This is a genomic window from Ramlibacter sp. PS4R-6 (assembly GCF_037572775.1).
Lineage (GTDB): Bacteria > Pseudomonadota > Gammaproteobacteria > Burkholderiales > Burkholderiaceae_C > Ramlibacter.
The window spans coordinates 972,212-993,453 of the sequence record NZ_JBBHKA010000001.1; the positions used below are offsets into that span (position 1 = coordinate 972,212).

Below are 21,242 nucleotides of genomic sequence, written 5' to 3' on the forward strand. Positions count from 1 at the left end.
TCAGAAGCGCGGCAGGTCGGCGTGCGGCAGCCGGCCGCCGCGCACCACCATCTTCCCGTACTCGGCGCAGCGCCGCAGCTGCGGGATGACCTTGCCCGGGTTGAGCAGCCCCTTCGCGTCGAAGGCGCGCTTGACGCCGGACATCTGCTCGCGCTCCTCGGCGGTGAACTGCACGCACATCGAGTTGAGTTTTTCGACACCCACGCCGTGTTCGCCCGTGACCGTTCCGCCCATGGCGACGCTGGTCTCCAGGATGTCTGCGCCAAACAGTTCCGCGCGGTGCAACTGGTCCGCGACGTTCGCGTCGAAAAGGATCAGCGGGTGCAGGTTGCCGTCGCCGGCGTGGAAGACGTTGACGCAGCGCAGTTCGTATTTGCGCTCCATCTGCTGGATGGCCAGCAGGATGTCCGCGAGCCGCTTGCGCGGGATCGTCGAATCCATGCACATGTAGTCGGGGCTGATGCGCCCCGACGCCGGGAAGGCGTTCTTGCGGCCGCTCCAGAAGCGCAGCCGCTCGGCCTCGTCACGGCTCACGGCGATGGCGGTGGCGCCGGCGGCGCGCAGCACCTCGCTCATGCGGCCGATCTCTTCTTCCACTTCTTCGGGGGTGCCGTCGCTCTCGCACAGCAGGATCGCTTCCGCCGCCAGGTCGTAGCCGGCGTGCACGAAGTCCTCGACCGCCGCCGTCATGGGCTTGTCCATCATCTCCAGGCCCGCGGGGATGATGCCGGCGGCGATCACCGCGGCCACCGCGTCGCCCGCGTGGCGCACGTCGCCGAAGCTGGCCATGATGCAGCGCGCCAGTTGCGGCTTCGGGATGAGCCGGACCGTCACCTCCGTGATGACCGCGAGCATGCCTTCGCTGCCGATCACCACGGACAGCAGGTCCAGCCCGGGCGCGTCGAGCGCCTCGCCGCCGAAGGTGACGGGCTCGCCCTCGGCCGTGAAGCCGCGCGCCTTCAACACGTTGTGCAGCGTCAGGCCGTACTTCAGGCAGTGCACGCCGCCGGAGTTCTCGGCGACGTTGCCGCCGATGGTGCAGGCGATCTGGCTGGACGGATCGGGCGCGTAATACATGCCGTATGCGGACGCGGCTTCGCTGATCGCGAGGTTGCGCACGCCGCATTGCACGCGCGCCGTGCGCGCGAGCGGGTCGATCGCGACGATGCGGTTGAACCTGGCGAGCGACAGCGTCACGCCTTCGGCATGCGGCATCGCGCCGCCCGACAGGCCCGTGCCCGCGCCGCGCGCGACCACCGGGACGCCCAGCGCATGGCAGGCGCGCAGCACCGCCTGCACCTGGGCTTCGTCCTCGGGCAGCGCCACCACCAGCGGGCGCTGGCGGTAGGCGGTGAGCCCGTCGCATTCGTAGGGCGTCGTGGACTCCGCGGTCCACAGCAACGCCTCCTTCGGCAACAGGGGCGCCAGGGCGCGCACCACCTGCGCCTGGCGTTCTGCGCGCGCGAGCGCGTGAGTGTCGGCGGGCGCGTTCATGCGGCGAATTTTTCCACCGCGGCCTCGTCGAACGCGACGCCGCTGCCGACGACGCCTTCGATGTCGGCGCTGCCTTCGCGCACCGCGAGCGGTTGCTGCAGCACCGGGTTCCACCAGTCGGCGTACTCGAGCCAGCGCGCCGTCGGCGTGGCCGCGAGCAGTTGCGCGCTGGTTTCAGGCCACAGGTGGCTGGAGACGCTGGCGCCGTACACCTGCGCCATCGCAGACACCGCGAGCCACCCGGTGACCCCACCGCACTTCATCACGTCGGGCATCACGTGGCCGCGCACGCCGGCATTGAACGCGTGGCGGAAATCCAGCGGCCCCCACCAGTTCTCGCCGGCCTGCAGCGGCGTCTTCGCCCGCTGGCCGAGTTCCACGAAGCCGGCGAAGTCGTGCGCCAGCACGGGCTCCTCGACCCACGCGAGCCCTTCGGCATCCAGCGCCGCCAGGCGTGCGCGCGCTTCGAGCGGCGACAGGCTCTGGTTGTAATCGACCATCAGCGCCACGTCGGGCCCGACGGCCGCGCGCATCGCGCGGACCACCGCGATGTCCTGCGCCAGCGTGGGGTAGCCGACCTTGGCCTTCACGCCCTTGAAGCCCTGCCGGGCCCAGGCCTCCGCGGCGCGTGCCGAATCGCGTTCGCCGTCGTAGCCCACGCCGCCGTAGCAAGCGACCTTTTTCGGCTGCGCGCCCAGCAGCGCATGCAGGCCGACGCCCTGGGCGCGCGCCTGCGCATCCCACAACGCCATGTCGATGCCGGCAAGGGCCATGCCCACGAGCCCTTGCGTGCCGAGCAGGCGGAAGCGCGCGTGCAGCTGCTCGCTGAGCGCCGCCGGCGCCAGCGGCTGGCCCGCCACCAACGGCTCGAGGTTGCGCAGGAAGTCGGCGGTGGGCTTGAGCGCGGCCGGCGTGTAGGTGAACACGATGGACTGGCCGCGCGTGCCGTCCTCGGCGACGACGTCGACCAGCACCAGCGGCGAGCTCTCGATCGTGCCGGACGCGGTGCGGTGCGGCGTCGCCATCGGAACCTTCACGGGCCGGGCCTGCAGGGATCGGATCTTCATGGCGCCACTGTAGGCGGCAGCCACGCGGCGCGCATGAAGAATTTTCCGCGGGCGCCTGAAATCAGGGCGCGGCGCCGGCCTCCAGGTGCTGCAGCACGCGCCGGGGGTCCTGCAGCAGCTCGTCGAGCGCGGCCCCCAGGCGCTGCAGCACGCCTTGCTCATCCGCGCCCCCGACCTTCGGTGAGGCGCCGGGCGCGGTGTCGGGCAGCCAGGCCGTCACGACGCGGAAACGCAGCGCCACGTCGAGGTGCGGCACCGGTTCCAGCCCCCGCGCGATGATGTGCTGTGCCAGCGCGGCGCGCAGGTCTCCGCCCTGCGGGCCTTCGGTGAGGATGGCGAAGCGCGCGTCCTCGATGCGGCACACGGTGTCGATCTCGCGCACCAGCCGCGACAGCCGCGATGCGGCGACCACCAGCGCGCGGTCGGCCGCGGTGCGACCGCCGCGCGCCAGGATGTCGCCGTGGTTGGCCAGCTCCACGACCAGCAGCGCGAAGCGGTGGTCCAGCCGCTGCGCGCGGCGCAGCGCATCGCGCAGGCGCAGCATCAGCACCGGCAGCGTCGTCAGGCCCGTGAGCGGGTCGGTGCTGTCCAGCGCGCGCAGCCGGGCGCGGTTCTCGCTGAAGTCCTTGGCGCGCGCATGCAGGATGTACAGCAGAAGCGGGATCTCGATGGCCGAGCCGATCAGCACCGCGTACTGCGTCGCCCAGCTGTCGGCGATCACGCCCGCGGCGCGCAGCGCGGGAAAAGGGTAGGCGAGGTGCACAGGCAGGAAGCCGAGAAACAGCCAGCCCGAGTAGCGCTCGCCCCGCCGCCAGGTCCACAGGCACAGCGCCATGCTCAGGATCACGGCGGCCAGCCCATAGAGGTTCAGCAGTACGTAGGCCGCCGGCGACAGCACGGCGTTGTAGGCCAAGGCGAACAGCGCGCCGAACCCGATGAAGCCGAGCGTGAATCGGTCCACGCTGCGGCTGTGCCGCCGCAGCGCCACGGCTTCGCGGATGTTCCAGATGCCCGCCGCCGTCATCGCCAGCATGAAGAAGCCCGGCGCGGCGTCGTTGACCGCCGCCGACTGCGGCCACAGCAGCAGGCCGCCCAGCCCGGTGTACGCCAGCTGGAACATCAGCATCGCCAGCACGTAGGCGCAGTACGAGTAGAAGACGCGCTCGCCGTACAGGCGCCCGTGGATCAGGCCGACGATGAGCACCAGCAGGCCGAAGCCCAGGTACATGCCGATGCCCACGAAGGTCCAGCGCTGCGCCTGCTGCAGTTCACCCTCGTCCATCAGCTGCAGGAACGGGCTCACGGGGGCCGGCTGGTTCTCGATGCGCAGCCACGCCCGGCCGCCCGCCGCCGGCACGTCGAACAGCGGCGTTGCCGCGGGATGGGCCCACTGCGCCACCGCCACGTGGTCGCCGGCGCGCTGCTCGTGCCAGCTGCCGTCGGGCGCGCGCGTGAAGAAGCTCGCGCGGTTGACCACGGTCGATCCGGACAGCTGCACATACGTCGCGCGCGCTGCGTCGTGCGCGGGCAGGTCCAGGCGCAGCCACAACGCGCCGGCGCCGAGGGCGAACGAACGCGGGTGCAACGGCTCGAGCTTCAGCGCGCCGCCCTCGACGTCGCTCACCGTGAGCGTGGCGGCAGGATCGACGGCGACCTGCGCCTGACGCGTGACGTCCGCGGCGAACGCCCCCGCCATGCCGAGCGCGAGCCCTGCCGCCAGCAGCCACCGTAGCCAGGTGCTCAGGCCAGGCTCCTTTGCAGCCACTCGGCGAAGGCCGCGCACTCCCAGCGGTCCATCGCGCCGGTGCGCCAGCACAGGTAGTGCGCATGGGGGCTGGGCACGTTGCGCGCCGACACGCGTTCGAGCGAGCCGTTCTCCAGCCAGGGCGCACCCAGCTTCAGGCGCACGAGCGCGATGCCCAGGCCTTGCGCCGCGGCGTCGCACATCAGGCCGATGTCGTTGAACGAGGAGCCCTCGGCCGGCTCGCCCGTGTCGACGCCGTGCGCGAGGAACCAGGTGCGCCACGGCTCCAGGGGGCTCTTCAGCAGTTTGGCTCCGAGCAAGTCCTCCACCGTGTCGAAGGGCCCGTGCTCGCGCAGGTAGTGCGGCGCCGCCAGCGGCGTGACCTCGTCGGTCATCACGCAGACATGCTCGACGTCGGCGTAGCGGCCGGTGCCGAAGCGGATCATCAGGTCGGCATCTTCCGCGACCACGTCGAGCAGCGGGATCGACACCTGCAGTGTCAGGTCGATCTCCGGATAGGCCTCGAGGAAGGCGCGCAGCCGCGGCATGAGGATGGAGCGCGCGAAGGTGGGCGTGACGGCCACGCGCAGCTTGCGCTTGCCCTGCGCCGCATCCTTGCCCGGGAAACGCCCGAGCACCGCCAGGCCTTCGCGCACGTGAGCCAGGTACTCGCTGCCTTCGGTCGTGAGCGAGAAGTCGGCGCGGCCGAACAACTTGGTGCCCAGGATCTGTTCCAGCTGGCGCACGCGGTGGCTCACCGCGCTGGGCGTGACGCACAGCTCGTCGGCCGCCTGCGTCACCGAGCGCAACCGCGCCAGGGCCTCGAACGTCACGAGGCACTGGATCGGCGGGATGCGCGAAGTCATAAAGATTGTGACTGAGGGAAAGGGATATTTTGGCCTTTCCGCTTCGTGCCGTGAAGGCGGGCTGCGGTAATCCGGGCGGTGCACATACACTTCAGTGATGTTCGAGACTCGCACATACGACGACCCGCTTGTTCTTGCCCCGGAAATTAGACAGCGCTGGGCATTTCTGGAAACCAGCTCCGCTGCGGCGGTGCTGCGCTCGGTGTGCCCAGAAGAGTGGCGTGACATTACGGAAGTTCTCAGAACGTTCACCCTCAATCCTCCCAGCTGGCTTCGAGCGGGCGGGAACCGTGGGCAAGTTGCGATCGAAATCGACAACATGTTCAACGCTCGTGGCTGGCGAGAGACTAGGGTGGACCTTCTCACCAGAGGCGAACTTCTGTCGCGTGCGGGAGCAGTGACCGGTGAACTCCCCGAAATGCGCCAAGAAGGCTACTTGGTCGACAACTTCAAGGGCCGCGTAGCACTGGACGTCGAGTGGAATGCGAAAGACGGCAACTTGGATCGTGATCTATCTGCGTACCGGTCATGGCACGACGCTGGTGTCATTTCAGCTGCAGTGCTCATCACCCAGGATCAACTTTCTTTAAGAGGATTGGCCGATGAGATCTGGGCCGCACACTTGCTGACCTTACCCGCTGCTCAGAGGACAGCCAGAGTCCCGATTGATCTCCGAACTTCTACGACGACAAATCTTGAGAAGGCAACGCTTCGGGTCCGCCGCGGTGTAATGGGCACGTGCCCATTACTAATCGTCGCGGCGAACCGAGCGACCTGGAACGGTCAGCCCTATTCGGTTGTCTGAAAGAGGTCAGCTTCCTGTTCGCGTGACGCTGCACTTCGACCGCGGGGGCGCATCGTTGTTCCTGCTACTTGGAGCAGCACGCGAATCCGTTGAATCGAATAGCCCGTTTCATCTGCGAGTTGTCGAACACTCTTTCCTGTGCGATACATCTTGCGCAGTCTCTCTCCCAAAACCTCTGCTCTTGCCGTATCAACGTGCTCATTGGGAAGGAGCGGAGGCAATAAGGGTCCGCCACCGTAGCCCTTGTGTACGGCGCCGCGCGGGACCACCTCGTCAGAGGATTCGTCTCCCCACGCTACCCAACCATCACGACTGTGTCGTGCAAACAATTCCAAATATGAACCAGGAGAGCAAGACTCGATGAGCGCGTACTGCTCATCCGGCTTGCGCGAGTGCTCGCGCTTGCGTGTTTCGATCATGTTCACTTGAGACCGCCCGGGTGTCAGCGTCCGCATCGAACCTCGAACTCCGAAGAGCAGTAATTCAGTGACATTGCGGAAGTAAAAGCCCACGCCCCTTCCGTCAGGGCCGCCATCGATGCGTCGTTTGGCCCAAACGATGTTGCTCACATAGCGAAATCCCCAAGCCGCCATCACTTCCAGTCCGTCGGGCAAAAGCGCATTTGGAACCCACAAGTACAGGTGCGCATTCTTGGCTAGCACTTCGCTCACGGGAAGCGCCTTGATGGCGTCAAGGGGCATGGTCGAATATCGATCCAGGCGTCGATGCTCCGGAGCCACTTTCCCCGTTCGGTTTGCAAATCGCCAAGGCGGATCCGCCAACACAGTCGAAAAACCACCAACAATATGAGGCAACGGCGCCGACAGCGCTTCTGATCGAAGGGGAAGAGCTTTCATAGAGCGCAGTGTACTGGGTAAAGATCTAAATAAAGATCTATTTTTGAGATGCGCACATGCTATGTCACGCGAACACAACAACCTCAAAGCCCATCGATTGAAGATGACACCACGCTGGCAATTGCTCGTCACCACGCGCAGCTTCTATGAAGGGCCGGCACGTGTCCTAATGGTCAGCGAGTTGCAATCGCGCCTCACTTGAAGATCACGGTGCGGTGCCCGTTGAGCAGCACGCGGCGCTCGCTGTGCCACTTGACCGCGCGCGCCAGCACCAGGCTCTCGGTGTCGCGGCCGATGCCGGTCAGGTCCTCCACGGTCTTGCTGTGGTCCACGCGCGCCACGTCCTGCTCGATGATCGGGCCCTCGTCGAGGTCGCCCGTCACGTAGTGCGCGGTGGCGCCGATCAGCTTCACGCCGCGGCCGTGCGCCTGGTAGTAGGGCTTGGCGCCCTTGAAGCTGGGCAGGAAGCTGTGGTGGATGTTGATGGCGCGGCCGGCGAGCTGCTCGCACATGCCGTTCGACAGGATCTGCATGTAGCGCGCCAGCACCACCAGTTGCGAGGCCTCGGCCTCGACGATCTCGAGCGCCTTCGCCTCGGCCTGCTGCTTGGTCGCCGCCGTCACGGGGATGTGGTGGAAGGGCACGTTGTAGCTGGCGGCCAGCTGGTAGAAGTCGCGGTGGTTCGACACCACGGCGCGCACGTCCACCAGCGGCAGCAGGCCGCTTTTCCAGCGGAACAGCAGGTCGTTGAGGCAATGGCCTTCGCGGCTGACGAAGATCACCGTCGGCAGCGGCTCGTTGGTGGCGTGCAGCTCCCACTTCATGCCGAAGGGCTCGGCGAAGAATTTCAGCTGCGCCTTCAGGTCCTCGAAGGTGAGCTGGTCGCAGGCGAACTGCACGCGCATGAAGAACAGGCCCGTGCCGTGGTCGTTGTACTGCGCCGCTTCCTCGATGTTGCCGCCGCGTTCCAGCAGGAAGCCGGACACCGCGTGCACGATGCCGGGCCGGTCGGGGCAGGACAGGGTGAGGATGTAGGCGTGGTTCATACTGTGCGTGATTGTCGCAGGAGCCTCGAGGAGGGCCGATGGACCGACGCCACCTATGCCGCGCCCTGGCGGGCGCACTCGCCCTGGCACCGCTGGCCGCCGTGCGCGCCCAGTCGCTGGCCGGGATCTCCGACGGGGACGCCGGCCGCGGCCTGAAGGCGGCGCTGGACATGGGCGCCGCCGCGGCCGTGCGCCTCCTGGGCCGGCCCGACGGCTTCCTCGGCAACCCGCAGGTGCGCATCCAGCTGCCCGGCTCGCTGCGGGAAGCGGCCAAGTTGCTCAAGGCCATGGGCCAGCGCCAGCAGGTCGAGGAGTTGGAAGTGGCCATGAACCGCGCCGCCGAGAGCGCCGTGCCGCTGGCCAGGAAGCTGCTGCAGGACGCCGTGCGCAACATGAGCGTCGGCGACGCCAAGCGCATCCTCACCGGCGGCGAGACCTCGGTGACGCAGTTCTTCGCGGACAAGACGCGCCAGCCCCTGTCGGGGCAGTTCCTGCCCGTGGTGAAGAAAGCCACCGCCAAGGTGGGACTCGCCCAGAAGTACGACCATGTCGCCGGCAAGGCAGCCGGCTTCGGCCTGGTCAAGCAGGAGGACGCCAGCATCGACCACTACGTCACCCGCAAGGCGCTGGACGGCCTGTACCACGTGATCGGCGAGGAGGAGAAGAAGATCCGCCGCGACCCGGTGGGCACCGGCAGCGCCCTGCTGGGCAAGGTCTTCGGCGCGTTGCGCTGATCCGCGCCAAAATAGGAATCCGCCAAGGAGAATTTGCAATGGCCTACAACGACCTCCGCATGGACAGCCACTGGTTGCCCTTCACGCCCAACCGCCAGTTCCGCAAGGAGCCCCGCGTCTTCGTCGGCGCCGAGGGCATGCACTTCACCACGCACGACGGCCGCAAGGTCATCGACGGCATCTCCAGCCTGTGGTGCGTCGGTGCGGGCCACGCGCGCAAGCCGATCAACGACGCGATCAAGAAGCAGGTCGACACGCTGGACTACGCCACGGCTTTCCAGGCATCGAACGACAAGGCCTTCGAGGCCGCCGAGGCCATCGCGAAGATGGCGCCCGGCGACCTGAACAAGGTTCTGTTCTGCAACTCCGGTTCGGAAGCGGCCGACACCTCGCTGAAGGTGGCGCTGGCCTACCACCGCGCGCGCGGCGAAGGCCACCGCAACGTCTTCATCGGCCGCGAGAAGGGCTACCACGGCGTCGGCTTCGGCGGCATGAGCGTGGGCGGCATTCCCGCCAACCGCAAGGTGTTCGGTGCGGCCATGCTGCCGCGCGTGGACCACCTGCGCTTCATCCACGACCCGGTGAACAACGCCTACATCCACAACCAGGAACCGGTCTGGCAAGAAGACCCGCTGCTGGAGCTGGAGAACCGCATCCTGCCGCTGCACGACCCGAGCAACGTGGCGGCGATCATCGTCGAACCGGTGGCCGGCAGCGCGGGCTGGTACCTGCCGCCCAAGGGCTACCTGCAGCGCCTGCGCGAGATCTGCGACAAGCACGGCATCCTGCTGATCTTTGACGAGGTCATCACCGGCTTCGGCCGGATGGGTACCAACTTCGCCGCCGACTTCTACGGCGTCGTGCCCGACATGCTGAATTTCGCCAAGTGCGTGACCAACGGCGTGATCCCGCTGGGCGGCGTGATCTGCCGCGACAAGCTGTACGACGCGATGATGAAGACCGACGCGCCCGAACACGTCGTCGAGTTCTTCCACGGCTACACCTACTCGGGCCACCCGGTGGCGTGCGCCGCCGCGGTTGCCACGCTGCAGCTGTACAAGGACGAGGGCCTGTTCCAGCGCGCCGGTGAGATGGGCAAGGTGCTGGGCGACGCGTTCCACTCGACGTTCAAGGGCCTGCCCAACGTGGTCGGCATCCGCAGCCTCGGCCTCGCCGCCGCGGTGGAACTCGCGCCGATTGCCGGCAGCCCCGGCAAACGCGCCTTCAACATCTTCCTGGACTGCTTCAAGAACGGCGCGCTGGTGCGCCCGGCGGGCGACGTGGTCGTGATCGCGCCGCCCTACATCGTCGAGAAGTCGCACATCGACCAGCTCGTGAACATGCTCGCGGATTCGATCAAGAGGAATGCCTGAGGAGAAGTCGCCCGAGCTTTCGCGCTTCGCGCAGGAAATCGATGCGCTGCGCGAATCCCGCCTGCCCGCGCGGGTGGGCGTGCTGCTGACCACGCACAACCGGCCGGACCTCCTGCGCTCCGCGGTGCTGCAGTTCGCCGCGCAGTCGCGCCCGCCCGACATCATCTGCGTCCACCAGAACGGCATCGCCGATTCGTATTTCTGGGTGGTCGACGACCTGAAGGTGATCCCGCGCATCGCCTGGCTGCACACGGCGGCGCAATTGCCGCAGCACCAGTGGTACTCGATCCCGCTCAAGTACCTGATCGAGCAGGGCTGCTCGCACTTCTTCTGGGCCGACCACGACGACATCTACCTGCGCGACCACGTCGAGAAAGGCATCGAGGACCTGAAGGACTGCGACTTCTCGGTGTCGCAGAACTGCGGCCTGCTCTACACGCGCCCCGCCGACTTCCGCTACAGCCCGGGCGTTAAGTTCACGTCGCACACGCCCGGCGGCATGAGCGGCACCATGTGCTTCAACCGCCGCTTCGCGCGCACGCTGCTCGAGGACATCGAGGCCGACACGGCGCACTACGCGACGCAGGACGTCGTGTCGCAGGTGACCATGCCGAAGTTCCGCTGCAAGGTGTCGGACCGGCGCACGGCGATCTACCACGCGCACGAGGGCGCCCTCACGTCCGCTGGCTGGCTGCCGGCCGCTTTCGAGAAACGCTAGCCGCGCATCGACAGCCAGATCGTGTAGAAACTGAACACGATCAGCACGGCCAGGACCCACTTGCCGTAAGGCCCCTTGCCGGGCTGGCGCTCCACCATCTTCACGGGCGGCACCGGCGCATCGGCTTCCGGCGGCAGCTCGGCGCCTTCCTCTTCGAGGATGCGCGCGATCTCCTCGTCCGACAGGGCGTGGTCGCCGGCTGGGGCCGGGGCCGCGGCGGGTGCGCCGTGCGCCAGCGCGTCGAAGGCGCGCACCACCCGCGCGAAAGGCGTGGCGAAGTCGATCTCGCGCACGTAGGCGCGCGCCATGCGCGCGCGCACCGCCATGCGGTCGGGCGCTTCGAGCAGGTCGCGGCAGGCCTCGGCCAGGTGGGCGTAATCGGCAAAGACGATGCCCGAGTGCGACCAGTCGTTGAGCTCGGAGAACACCGAGTCCTCGCACACCACCGGCACGCCCATGATGACCGGCTGCACGATGCGCGCCACGGGGAACAGGCCGCTCTCGTAGAAATGCACGTGCAGCACCAGCTTGGCGCGCCGGATGGCGGGTGCGAGCTCAGGGCCGTACGCGCCTGCCACCGCTTCCACCTTCAGTCCCATTGCTTCCAGCTGGCGCAGCACCTGCGAGCGGCGCTCGCTCATCGTGCCGTAGAACAGCACGTCGATGTCCTTGGCCTCGTCGCCGCTCGTCTGCAGGCCGGGGCTGGGCACCAGCGGCAGCTCGAAGGCCAGCTGGTGCGAGCCGTTCTCGCGCCGCAGCACCTCGATGTTGCTGCCGTGGTAGTCCAGCACCAGCCAGCCGGCGAGCCAGCGCCGGTACTCCGGGCCGGCGATGGTCGATGTGCTGCCCAGCTGCTCGAAGTTGAAGACGGCGCAACGCCGCGGGTCCAGGTGCTCCAGTTCGCCCACCTTGTCGGGCCAGATCCCGAGCACGATGGAGAAGGCCTGGGGGTCGATGCGGTTGTGGAGCAGCTCGCTGTCGTAGCCGGCGGCGCGGATGGCGTCGCGCAGGCACACCGCGACCTCGGAGAACACGTAGGGCCGCGGGGCGTACGGGTTCTTCTCGACGACGTGGATCGCGGGTCGGGCGCTCGCCATAGGCGGCGATACTAACCGCGTCATGGCGAACACTTTCCCGGCCCGCGTCGCGCTCACGCTGCTGCTCGCGCTGGCCGGCGCGCTGGCCTGCGTGTGGCTGCACACCCCGATCCCGTGGACCATCGGCCCGCTGGTGGCCACCGGCCTCGCGGCGGTGCTCGGCTATCCCGCCCGCAGCCTCGTGCCGCTGCGCAACACGGGCCAGTGGCTGATCGGCGCGGCGCTGGGCCTGTACTTCACGCCGCAGGTCACGGCGCTCGTGGCGAGCCTGTGGTGGGCCATCGCCGCGGCGATCGTGTGGGCGCTGGCACTGGGCTGGGCGTTCGGCCGCTGGCTGCATGCGCGCCACGCGCGGGAGATCGGCGGCGACGACGCGCAGCAACGCGCCACCAGCTACTTCGCGGGGGCGATCGGCGGCGCATCGGAGATGACGCTGCTGGCCGAGCGCGCCGGCGGCCGCACGGAAATGGTCGCGGCCGCGCACAGCCTGCGCCTGCTGCTGGTCACGCTCACGGTGCCCTTCGCCCTCACGTTCGGCGGCCTGCACGGCGTCGACCCGGATGCCCCCGTCACGCGAATCGTGCACTGGCCCGGCCTCGCGCTGCTGCTGGCGGCGGCGGGGCTGGGCTGCTGGCTGATGACGCGCACGGGTCGATCGAATCCCTGGTTCATGGGCGCGCTGTTCGTGACCATGGGCTTCACGATGCTGGGCATCGAGTTGTCGGCGATGCCGCCATGGATGACCAACGCCGCCCAGCTCTTCATCGGCGTGAGCCTGGGCGTGCGCTTTTCGGCCGAGTTCGTGCACACCGCGCCGCGCTGGCTCCTGTCGGTGGCGCTGGGGACGGTGGTGATGATCGCGCTGTGCGCGGCGGTTGCCGCGCTGCTGGCGTGGGCTTGCGGGCTGCCTTGGGCGACGATGGTGCTGGGCACGTCGCCGGGCGGCATCGCCGAGATGGCGATCACCGCGAAGGTGCTGCAGCTGGGGGTTCCGGTGGTGACGGCGTTCCAGGTCTGCCGCCTGGTGGCCGTGCTGGTGCTGGTCGAGCCGCTGTATCGCCGCGGCTGGGTGCGTTAGCGCGGCGGGGTCAGTGCAGGACCAGCGGGTTCTGGGCGAGCTCGCAGTAACCCTCGAGCTTTTCCTCGACCTCTTCCTGCGTGGGGGTGTTCAGCTGCCAGGCGTTGATCTGGCGCTGGAAGGCGTCGGCCCAGGAGCCGTCGAGGTAGACCTCGCGGTTGGTCCGCTTGTCCACGATCTCGAAGCCGTGGCGTGGCGAACGGGGGGCGGCCTCCCCGTCGGCGGCTTCGTTCGCCAGCATGTGCACGACGACGAACGAGTCCGAGTCATAAAGCATTTGCATGGTGTATTCCTTGCCCGTTACTTGGCTGCTGTCGCGCCCGATTCAAGGGGGCGCAGGGACCGCCTGCTTGCAGCTAGGGTACGGGCGCGGGCTGTTCAGCCCCTGTCGGTGGACGACCACTGCTGGTCGACCCAGTCGCCGTTGGGCTGTGTCAGACGCAGGCGCACGGGGGCGTAAGCGGCCCCGGGAGCCAGCCAGAGCTCCACCTTGACGTCGTATTCCTTGCGCGGCTCGCGCGTGAGGCGCACGGCCTGCACGCGGCCTCCGGGAAGGGCCAGCGTCTCGCTGCCCTGCACGGTGAAGGTCCAAGGCTCCGCCACCTGCGTCGATGCCACCTGCACGGTGATGTGGCTGCCCGCGGGATAGCGCGACGGCTCGCCCGCGAGCATCGCGCCCAGCTGCAGGATGATGCTGAGCCGGTCCTGCACGCCGGGCTCGAGCACGGCCTCGGGCTTGTTCGTCGAGAACACCACCTTGCCGCGCTCGCGGTCGAAGTGCACGGCCTCTTCGCTGCGGACCTTGTTCGAGAAACGCACCGGCGCGAGGCCCTGCGCCGTGACGAGCCCGGTGCTGTGCTGCACGCGCGTGGGCAGCAGCGGCGCGGACAGCGTCAGGCGCGCCTCGTATTCGTGCCCGTCGTTGCGCCAATCGAGGCGCCCGCTGCCGCTCAGCGGAAAGCCCTTCTGGCGTGCCGAGAGGTCGTAGTTGAAGCGCGCCGACGGCGGCATGCGGAAGCGAAGCGCGGGCGATGCGCCGGATTCGCGGGTGGCGGCGGCGGCGGGCGGCTCGGGCGCGGGCGGAGTGGCGGTGCGTTCGGCAACCTGCGTTCCGCTCTCGACAGTTTTCGGCGCCGTCGTGTCGGCAACTTCGGGCGTGCGTTGTTCCGCGGCCTTCGCTTCCTGCTTTCTAGGAGCAGGGGGCGGTGGTGCGACCGCGGCGCGTGGTTTCGTCGCGGCTGTTGCTTCCGGCGCTTTCGTTTCGGGTTGCGGCGCCGGCGGCGTCACGGTGCGCGCGACCCATGTCGTGTTGCCGTTCCTCTGCGGCACCACGAAGCGCGGCATGCCCGCGAGGAGCCACAGGTGCACGGCCAGCACCGCGAGCGCGAGCAGCGCGATGCGCCAGCGGTTCTTCGTGTCAGGCACCGCGCCACCCCAGGTCGCTCGAGAGCTGCCGGGCCGCGGCGCGCAACGGCTTTTCCACCGCGCCGCCCCAGGCCGAATCGAAGGTGCCCGTCGGGCCGAGCGCGACGATGCCCAGCGCGATGTGGCCGTCGGCGTCGAACACCGGCGCGCAGAAGCCGACGATGCCGGGCAGCAAGGTGTCCACCACGCGCGCCATGCCGCGCTGTCGCACCTCGTCGAGCAGGGCGCGCGCTTCGGCCAGCGACGTGGGCATGTCCTTGCGGCCCTGGCGCTGCGCGCGCGCGACCTCTTCCTTGAGCAGGGGCGCGATCGCGTCGCGGCTGACGAAGGCGGCGAAGCAGCGGCCGGTGGCCGAGGACAGCAGCGGCATCACGTCGCCCAGGCGCAGGTTGACGGTGACCGCCTGCGGCGTTTCTTCCCAGTGCACGATGGTCGGGCCGTGGTTGCCCCACACCGCGATGGCCAATGTGTGGCCGACCTGCTCGATGAGCTGGCCGACGCATTCGCGCGCGAGCTTGACCGCATCCAGCCGCGACAGCGACGCCAGCCCGAGCTTGAGCGCGGCCGGGCCCAGGTCGTAGCGCGTGCTGGCGCCGTCCTGCACCACCAGCGCCAAGCGCTGGAAGCTCACGAGGTAGCGGTGGGCCTTGGCCGCGCTCATCCCCGCGGCGGCGGCCAGGTCGCGCAGCATCAGCGGGCCCTGCGCCTTCGACAGGACCTCCAGCAGGCCGAAGCCCACCTCCACGGACTGGATACCGGCGCGTTCCTTCACCTTCCCGGCCATCGGCTAGAATTACGATTAGGTAAATTCATTTCACTATGCGTAACGCGCCGGATGGTACCGTGGCGCGTGGAAGGCGGCAAACCCTCATGAAACTCGCAACGTACAAGGATGGCTCGCGCGACGGCCAGCTGGTGGTGGTCTCGCGCGACCTGGCGACGGCCCATTATGCGACCGGCATCGCCGACCGCATGCAGCAGGTGCTGGACGACTGGAACTTCCTGTCGCCGCAGTTGCAGGACCTGTACGAGACGCTCAATGGCGGCAAGGCGCGCCACGCCTTCCCGTTCGATCCGGCGCAGTGCATGGCGCCGCTGCCGCGCGCCTACCAGTGGGCCGACGGGTCGGCGTACATCAATCATGTGGAGCTGGTGCGACTCGCGCGCAACTCGAAGGTTCCGGACAACTACTACACCGAGCCGCTCATGTACCAGGGCGGCAGCGACGACTTCATCGGCGCGCGCGACAACGCGCCGTTCGCCGACGAGGCCTGGGGCATCGACTTCGAGGCCGAAGTGGCGGTCGTGTGCGCGGACGTGCCGATGACGAGCACGCCGGAGCAGGCGCTCGACGGCATCCGGCTGGTGATGCTCGCCAACGACTGGTCGCTGCGCCACCTCATCCCCGACGAGCTGGCCAAGAGCTTCGGCTTCTTCCAGAGCAAGCCGGCCACCGCGTTCAGCCCCGTCGCCGTCACGCTCGACGAACTGGGCGACGCGTGGAAGGACGGCAAGCTGCACCTGACGCTGCAAAGCCAGTGGAACGGCCGCACGGTCGGCATGTGCGACGCCGGCCAGGAAATGACCTTCCACTTCGGCCAGTTGATCGCCCACATCTGCAAGACGCGCAACGTGCGCGCCGGCTCCATCGTCGGCAGCGGCACCGTGAGCAACCGCGCCGTCGAAGGCAAGGACGGCAAGAAGGAATGGGTCAAGGGCTACTCGTGCATCGCCGAGAAGCGCGCCATCGAAACCATCCTCGACGGCCAGCCTTCCACCGACTACATGAAGTTCGGCGACACCATCAAGATCGAGATGAAGGGCAAGGACGGCCAGTCCGTCTTCGGCGCGATCGAGCAGAAGGTCGTCAAGTACGGCGCCAAGTAGGCGTCACAGCCGCAGCCACGGCGTTCCCGTCTCCTCCGGCTGCGCCTGCACCAGCGCGTCGAGGAAGCTGTCGCACCACCAGTGCACGTCCTGCGAGCGCAGCACCGACATCAGTTGCTGGTGGCGCATGCGCCGCTCCTCCAGTGGCATCTGCAGCGCCAGGTGCGTGGCGTTGGCGATGCTCTCCACGTCGTAGGGGTTCACCAGCAGCGCGTCGCGCAGCTGCTCGGCCGCGCCGGCGAAGCGTGACAGCACCAGCACGCCCGGGTCGGCCGGGTCCTGCGCGGCGAGGAACTCCTTGGCCACCAGGTTCATGCCGTCGCGCAGCGGCGTGACCATTGCCACGCGGCTGGCGCGGTACAGCCCCGGCAGGCGCTGGCGCGCCACCGTGCGGTGGATGTAGCGCACCGGCATCCAGTCCAGCTCGCCGAAGTTGCCGTTAATCGACCCGCACAGCGACTCGAGTTCCTTCAGGATGTCGTTGTAGGCCACCACGTCCTCGCGGCTGGGCGAGGCGATCTGGATCAGCGTGGCGCTGTTGCGGTGCTCGGGGTAGCGCTCCAGCAGCTCGCGGAACGCCCGCATGCGGTTGGGCAGGCCCTTGGTGTAGTCGAGGCGGTCGACGCCGACGAGCAGCTTGCGGCGCGAATACTCGCGCGTCATGCGCTCGTACATCTCGCGGCCCTCGGGTGCCTGCGCGAGCGACTCGAATTCCTCCACGTCGATGCCGATCGGGAACGCGCCGGCCTGCACGGTGCGGTTGAACGCGCGCCAGCGCCCGCCGTCCAGGCGGTGCGCATGCGCCTCGGCCTCCGCATAGCGCGCGAAGTGCAACAGGTCGGCCTTGCTCTGGAAGCCCACCAGGTCGAATGCGAACAGCGCGCGGATCAGCCAGTCGTGCCCCGGGATCGCGGCGAGGATCAGCGACGGCGGCAGCGGGATGTGCAGGAAGAAGCCGATGCGCTGCGAGCAGCCGAGCGCGCGCAGTTCGGCGGCCAGCGGCATCAGGTGGTAGTCGTGTACCCAGACGATGTCGTCGTCGCGCAGGAAGGCCTTGAGCTTGCGCGCGAACATCTGGTTCACCCGCCGGTAGCCGGTGATGTAGCGCGGGTCGAAGTCCGCCAGGTCGAGGCGGTAGTGGAACACCGGCCACAGCACGCCGTTGGCGTAGCCCGCGTAGAAGGTGTCGTGGTCCTCGCGGCTCAGGTCCACGGTCACCAGCTTCACCGGCCCGGCCTGCTGCGTGTGCACCTGGCCCTCGCCGGGGCGGCCGCCCTGCGCCGGCTCGACCACCTTGCCGCTCCAGCCGAACCACAGGCCGCCGGTGTTGTTCAGCACTTCGCCGAGCGCGACGGCGAGGCCGCCGGCGGCGGTCTTGCGCGGGTCGGCCACGCGGTTGGAGACGACGACGAGCCGCGCCATCAGATCACGGAGTCCCACGGCGCCGACAGGCGCACCGCGGCGTTGATGATCCCCACCATCGAATAGGTCTGCGGGTAGTTGCCCCACATCTCGCCGGTGACGGGATGCGTGTCTTCGGACAGCAGGCCCAGGTGGTTGCGGTTCCTGAGCATCACCTCGAAGATCTCGCGCGCCTCCTCCTTGCGGCCGATGCGCGCCAGCGCGTCGATGCGCCAGAAGGTGCAGACGTTGAACGACACCTCGGGCTTGCCGAAGTCGTCGGCCGCTTCGTAGCGGCGCATGTACGGGCCGTCGCACAGGCTGTCCTCCAGCGCGGCGACGGTCGAAACGAAGCGCGGGTCCTTCGGGTCGATCATGTTCACTTCGGCCATGAGCAGCACGCTGGCGTCCAGCTCCTTGCCGCCGAAGCTCTCGGCGAAGGCCTTGCGCTGCTCGTTCCACGACTCGCGCAGGATGCGTTCCCTGATCGTGTCGGCGCGCTCGCGCCAGTAGCCCACGCGGTCGGGCAGCTTCAGCACGTGCGCGATCTTGGCGAGCCGGTCGCACGCCACCCAGCTCATGAGCGCCGACGATGTGTGGATGCGCGCGCGCGTGCGCAGCTCCCACATCCCCGCATCCGGCTTGTCGTAGATGCGGAAGGCCTGCTCGCCCACCGCCTCGAGGTAAGCGAACTCCGCCTTGCCCGCGCGCCGGAACAGTCGCTGGTCGTGGAAGGCCTGCGCCGCCGCCAGGATGATGTTGCCGTAGACGTCGTGCTGGAAATGCTCCTGCGCCTGGTTGCCCACGCGCACGGGCCCCATGCCACGGTAGCCGGGCAGGTGCTCCAGGATGGACTCGGGCAGCTGCTCCTCGCGGCCGATGCCGTACAGCGGCTGGATGTGGCCACCGGCGGTTTTCACCACGATGTTGTTCAGCCAGCGCAGGTATTCCTCCATCGTCGCGACTTCGGAAATGGAGTTGAGCGCGCGCACGACGAAGAAGGCGTCGCGCAGCCAGCAGTAGCGGTAGTCCCAGTTGCGGCCGCTGTTGGCGTGCTCCGGGATGCTGGTGGTCATCGCGGCGATGATCGCGCCCGTGTCCTCGTACAACGACAGCTTCAGCGTGATGGCGGCGCGGATCACGGCCTCTTGGTACTGCAGCGGGATGGCCAGCGCGCGCGTCCAGCTGCGCCAGTAGGCGACCGTTTCCTGCTCGAAGCCGCGCGCCGTGTCCTCGATGCCGGAGGTCAGCGTCTCGTCGGGGCCGAGGATGAAGTTCATCGGCCGGTCGATCACGAAGAAGCTCTCAGCCAGCACGTAGCTGATGGGCACGTCGGTGTTCAGGCGCAGCGACAGGTCCGGGCCGACGAAACGCAGGTGCGTGCTGCCCTGCGTGATCTCCGTCGGTTCGGCGCGGCCCCAGTCGAAGCGCGGGCGCAGCACCACGCGCATGCGCGGCGAGCCCGAGATCAGCTTCACGCGCCGGATGATCGTCATCGGCCGGAACATGCGGCCGCGGTTCCAGAAGCGCGGCGCGAAGTCGGTGACCTCGATACCCTGGCCTTGCGTGTCGTACAGGCGCGTGCGCAGCACGGCGGTGTTGGGCTCGTACTCCTGCTCCGAACGCGCGAAGTCCTCGAGCTCGAACGTCCACAGGCTCGCCTTGTCGGTCGGGTCGAGCAGCGCGTCGAACACCGGGTCGCCGTCGAAGCGCGGCAGGCAGCACCATACGACGCCGCCGCGTTCGTCGATGAGCGCGTTGAAGGCGCAGTTGCCGATCACGCCGAGCTTGAGCGAAGCCTCCGGGCGGGCGACGGGGCGGGTCATGCGTGCACCTTTCCGGCCTTGTGGGCCACGGCCAACTGCAGTTGCTGGCGGAAGACCTGGGGCGACTCGATGCGCTGCCAGGCCACGGTCGCGCCTTCGCCCACCTTCACGCCCAGGCCCTTCAGGCGCTGCACGGTGGCGAAGCCGACTTCGTCGGTGATGTCGTCGCCGACGAAGACCGGCGTGCGCCCCGCGAACGGCGCCTCGGCCATGAAGGCCTCGATGGCGGCGCCCTTGCTCGCGCCGCCCGGCTTGGCCTCGACCACCATCTTGCCGCGCAGCAGCGTCAGGCCCGGCGACTCCTCGACGGCGGCCTGCATCGCGGCGATGCATTCGGCCTCGCGCTCGGGCGCCTGGCGGTAGTGCAGCGCGACCGAGCCGCGCTTGGTCTCCAGGCGCAGCCGCGGGTCGCCCTTGACGAGCGCCGCGGCGGCGGCCTCGACCACTTCCAGCGGATGCGTGCTGAGCAGCGACAACCTGCCGTCGGCGCCGCGGCGCTCGGCGCCGTGCACGCCGGCGGCCGGCAGCACCAGGGGTTTCAGGAACGCATCGATCTGCGCGATCGGGCGGCCGGAGATCAGGGCGAGCGCACCGCCCAGCCACCCGTGCAGCTGCGCGAGCGTGGCCGACAGTGCGGGCGGGACGATCACCGCTTCGGGCTGCGGCGCGATGTCCACCAGCGTGCCGTCGAAGTCCAGGAAGACGGCGCAGGACGGGAACAGGATGTCCTCGAAATTCATGGTCATCGACCGTAGCAGAGGGCACCGGCCCCCGCCACCTCACGCGAACGCCGAACCGCGTAGGAGCAGGACTACAGCCGCATCGGAAATTCGCGGCAGGCCATGCAGAATGGGCGCATGGGAATCCTTGCCAGAAGCCTTTGCCTGCTCGCCGCCGCAGCGGCCTCGATGGCGGCGGGCCGCGCCGCCGCCCAGGACGCGGCGTGCGTGCCGCCGCCCGGCATCGCCGAGATCCAGCAGGCGGTCATCAAGACGCCGCGGCGCGACCGCGGCCTGCTGTGGCGCCTGGAGAAGGACGGCCGCACCTCGTGGCTGTACGGCACGGTCCATGTGGGCCGGCTGGAGTGGGGTGCGCCGGGCCCCACCATCATGAAAGCATTGGCGGCGAGCGACGTGCTCGTGCTCGAGCTGGACCTGACCCAGGCCGGCGAACAGGCGCCGCGGGTGCCGCCCCTGGATGCGGGCGCGTCGGCGCGGGTGCTGGCCGGTGGCCTGGACGAGCGGCTGAAATCGGCCCTGAAACAGGGGTGCGTTCCCGAAGCCGCGCAGTCCTGGCGGCCCGCGATGCAGGTGGTGATGCTCACGGTGCTCTCCGCCCGTTCCGCAGGATTGCACCCGGAACTGGGCATCGACTGGATCCTCACGGCGATGGCGCCGCACATGGGCAAGCGCATCGTGGCGCTGGAAACGGTGGCGGGGCAGATGAAGGCGATGCTGCCCGCCAGCGAGTCCGAGGAGCGCGAAATGATCGTCGAGGCGATCGACCCCGCCGAGCGGCTGCGCGCACGCGCGCAGCTGGCGCGGATGGTGGCGGCGTGGGAGCGCAGCGACGCGGACGACATGGCCGCCTACCCGCAGTGGTGCGACTGCCTGAAGACGGACCTGGACAGGGCCATGATGCGGCGGATGAACGACGACCGGAACCCGGCCATGGCCGACAAGATGGCCGCCCTGCACGGCGAGGGCACGCGCTTTTTCGCCGCGGTGGGCGCGCTGCACATGACGGGCCCGCAGTCGCTCGTCACGCTGCTGCGCGCGCGCGGGTTCGACGTGCAGCGCGTCGCCTTCGATGGAAAGTGAAACG

20 protein-coding genes are annotated in these 21,242 nt (G+C 68.6%); 7 read left to right on the forward strand and 13 right to left on the reverse strand.

Going from position 1 to position 21,242, the window contains the following annotated elements:
- From WG903_RS04680 to WG903_RS04695, 4 genes are all read right to left on the reverse strand, one after another.
- A complete protein-coding gene (locus tag WG903_RS04680) occupies positions 1-1,494 on the reverse strand; it encodes an FAD-linked oxidase C-terminal domain-containing protein (protein WP_340073061.1) in 1,494 nt (497 codons plus the stop codon).
- Entirely contained in the window at positions 1,491-2,561 is a 1,071-nt protein-coding gene (locus WG903_RS04685) for an enolase C-terminal domain-like protein (protein WP_340073062.1), read from the reverse strand. The genes WG903_RS04680 and WG903_RS04685 overlap by 4 nt, the downstream gene beginning before the upstream one ends.
- 61 nt (positions 2,562-2,622) lie before the next feature.
- Positions 2,623-4,257: a sensor domain-containing diguanylate cyclase gene (locus WG903_RS04690; protein WP_340073063.1), complete on the reverse strand. Its 1,635-nt coding sequence runs from the start codon at positions 4,255-4,257 to the stop codon at positions 2,623-2,625.
- Between the two features lie 44 nt (positions 4,258-4,301).
- Positions 4,302-5,171 (reverse strand): LysR substrate-binding domain-containing protein, encoded by an 870-nt coding sequence (locus WG903_RS04695; RefSeq protein WP_340073064.1) that lies wholly within the window; start codon positions 5,169-5,171, stop codon positions 4,302-4,304.
- 97 nt (positions 5,172-5,268) lie between these two features.
- On the opposite strand from WG903_RS04695, the gene WG903_RS04700 reads away from it, so the two are divergent.
- Positions 5,269-5,976, forward strand: coding sequence for a BglII/BstYI family type II restriction endonuclease (locus tag WG903_RS04700; protein WP_340073065.1), 708 nt, complete (start codon positions 5,269-5,271; stop codon positions 5,974-5,976).
- Here WG903_RS04700 and WG903_RS04705 read toward each other — a convergent pair.
- Complete coding sequence (locus WG903_RS04705) at positions 5,961-6,833, reverse strand: MT-A70 family methyltransferase (RefSeq protein WP_340073066.1); 873 nt, start codon at positions 6,831-6,833, stop codon at positions 5,961-5,963. The genes WG903_RS04700 and WG903_RS04705 overlap by 16 nt on opposite strands.
- Positions 6,834-7,027: 194 nt before the next feature.
- A complete protein-coding gene (gene purU / locus WG903_RS04710) occupies positions 7,028-7,879 on the reverse strand; it encodes a formyltetrahydrofolate deformylase (protein ID WP_340073067.1) in 852 nt (283 codons plus the stop codon).
- A 38-nt stretch (positions 7,880-7,917) separates the two neighbouring features.
- On the opposite strand from purU, the gene WG903_RS04715 reads away from it, so the two are divergent.
- From WG903_RS04715 to WG903_RS04725, 3 genes are read left to right on the forward strand one after another with little or no spacing between them, the layout of a single operon-like run.
- Positions 7,918-8,613 (forward strand): DUF4197 domain-containing protein, encoded by a 696-nt coding sequence (locus WG903_RS04715; protein WP_340073068.1) that lies wholly within the window; start codon positions 7,918-7,920, stop codon positions 8,611-8,613.
- Between the two features lie 38 nt (positions 8,614-8,651).
- Entirely contained in the window at positions 8,652-9,986 is a 1,335-nt protein-coding gene (locus WG903_RS04720) for an aminotransferase class III-fold pyridoxal phosphate-dependent enzyme (RefSeq protein WP_340073069.1), read from the forward strand.
- On the forward strand, positions 9,979-10,704 hold the full coding sequence (locus tag WG903_RS04725; protein WP_340073070.1) for a hypothetical protein: 726 nt from the start codon (positions 9,979-9,981) through the stop codon (positions 10,702-10,704). The genes WG903_RS04720 and WG903_RS04725 overlap by 8 nt, the downstream gene beginning before the upstream one ends.
- Here WG903_RS04725 and WG903_RS04730 read toward each other — a convergent pair.
- Positions 10,701-11,801: a glycosyltransferase gene (locus tag WG903_RS04730; protein ID WP_340073071.1), complete on the reverse strand. Its 1,101-nt coding sequence runs from the start codon at positions 11,799-11,801 to the stop codon at positions 10,701-10,703. The two genes, WG903_RS04725 and WG903_RS04730, sit on opposite strands and share 4 nt — an antisense overlap.
- A 22-nt stretch (positions 11,802-11,823) precedes the next feature.
- Between WG903_RS04730 and WG903_RS04735 the strand changes: the two genes are divergently transcribed.
- Positions 11,824-12,879, forward strand: a complete 1,056-nt coding sequence (locus WG903_RS04735) for an AbrB family transcriptional regulator (protein WP_340073072.1) — start codon at positions 11,824-11,826, stop codon at positions 12,877-12,879.
- A 10-nt stretch (positions 12,880-12,889) separates the two neighbouring features.
- Here WG903_RS04735 and WG903_RS04740 read toward each other — a convergent pair whose 3' ends face one another.
- The 3 genes from WG903_RS04740 to WG903_RS04750 form a co-directional block, all read right to left on the reverse strand.
- Complete coding sequence (locus WG903_RS04740) at positions 12,890-13,162, reverse strand: BTH_I0359 family protein (RefSeq protein ID WP_340073073.1); 273 nt, start codon at positions 13,160-13,162, stop codon at positions 12,890-12,892.
- Between the two features lie 95 nt (positions 13,163-13,257).
- On the reverse strand, positions 13,258-14,304 hold the full coding sequence (locus tag WG903_RS04745; protein WP_340073074.1) for a DUF3108 domain-containing protein: 1,047 nt from the start codon (positions 14,302-14,304) through the stop codon (positions 13,258-13,260).
- Positions 14,297-15,088, reverse strand: a complete 792-nt coding sequence (locus WG903_RS04750) for an IclR family transcriptional regulator (protein ID WP_340073075.1) — start codon at positions 15,086-15,088, stop codon at positions 14,297-14,299. Before WG903_RS04750 ends, WG903_RS04745 begins: the two co-directional genes overlap by 8 nt.
- Positions 15,089-15,174: 86 nt before the next feature.
- Here WG903_RS04750 and WG903_RS04755 point away from each other — a divergent pair, with 86 nt between their 5' ends.
- On the forward strand, positions 15,175-16,191 hold the full coding sequence (locus WG903_RS04755) for a fumarylacetoacetate hydrolase family protein (protein ID WP_340073076.1): 1,017 nt from the start codon (positions 15,175-15,177) through the stop codon (positions 16,189-16,191).
- A gap of 3 nt (positions 16,192-16,194) precedes the next feature.
- Here the strand turns inward: WG903_RS04755 and otsA are convergent, their stop codons facing one another.
- Genes otsA through otsB form a run of 3 tightly spaced genes read right to left on the reverse strand, consistent with a single transcriptional unit; the run spans position 16,195 to position 20,164 of the window.
- A complete protein-coding gene (otsA, locus tag WG903_RS04760; RefSeq protein ID WP_340078195.1) occupies positions 16,195-17,613 on the reverse strand; it encodes an alpha,alpha-trehalose-phosphate synthase (UDP-forming) in 1,419 nt (472 codons plus the stop codon).
- Positions 17,613-19,418: a glycoside hydrolase family 15 protein gene (locus tag WG903_RS04765; RefSeq protein WP_340073077.1), complete on the reverse strand. Its 1,806-nt coding sequence runs from the start codon at positions 19,416-19,418 to the stop codon at positions 17,613-17,615. Before WG903_RS04765 ends, otsA begins: the two co-directional genes overlap by 1 nt.
- Positions 19,415-20,164: a trehalose-phosphatase gene (gene otsB, locus WG903_RS04770; protein ID WP_340073078.1), complete on the reverse strand. Its 750-nt coding sequence runs from the start codon at positions 20,162-20,164 to the stop codon at positions 19,415-19,417. Before otsB ends, WG903_RS04765 begins: the two co-directional genes overlap by 4 nt.
- 111 nt (positions 20,165-20,275) lie before the next feature.
- On the opposite strand from otsB, the gene WG903_RS04775 reads away from it, so the two are divergent.
- On the forward strand, positions 20,276-21,238 hold the full coding sequence (locus WG903_RS04775; RefSeq protein ID WP_340073079.1) for a TraB/GumN family protein: 963 nt from the start codon (positions 20,276-20,278) through the stop codon (positions 21,236-21,238).
- Positions 21,239-21,242 lie beyond the last annotated feature (4 nt).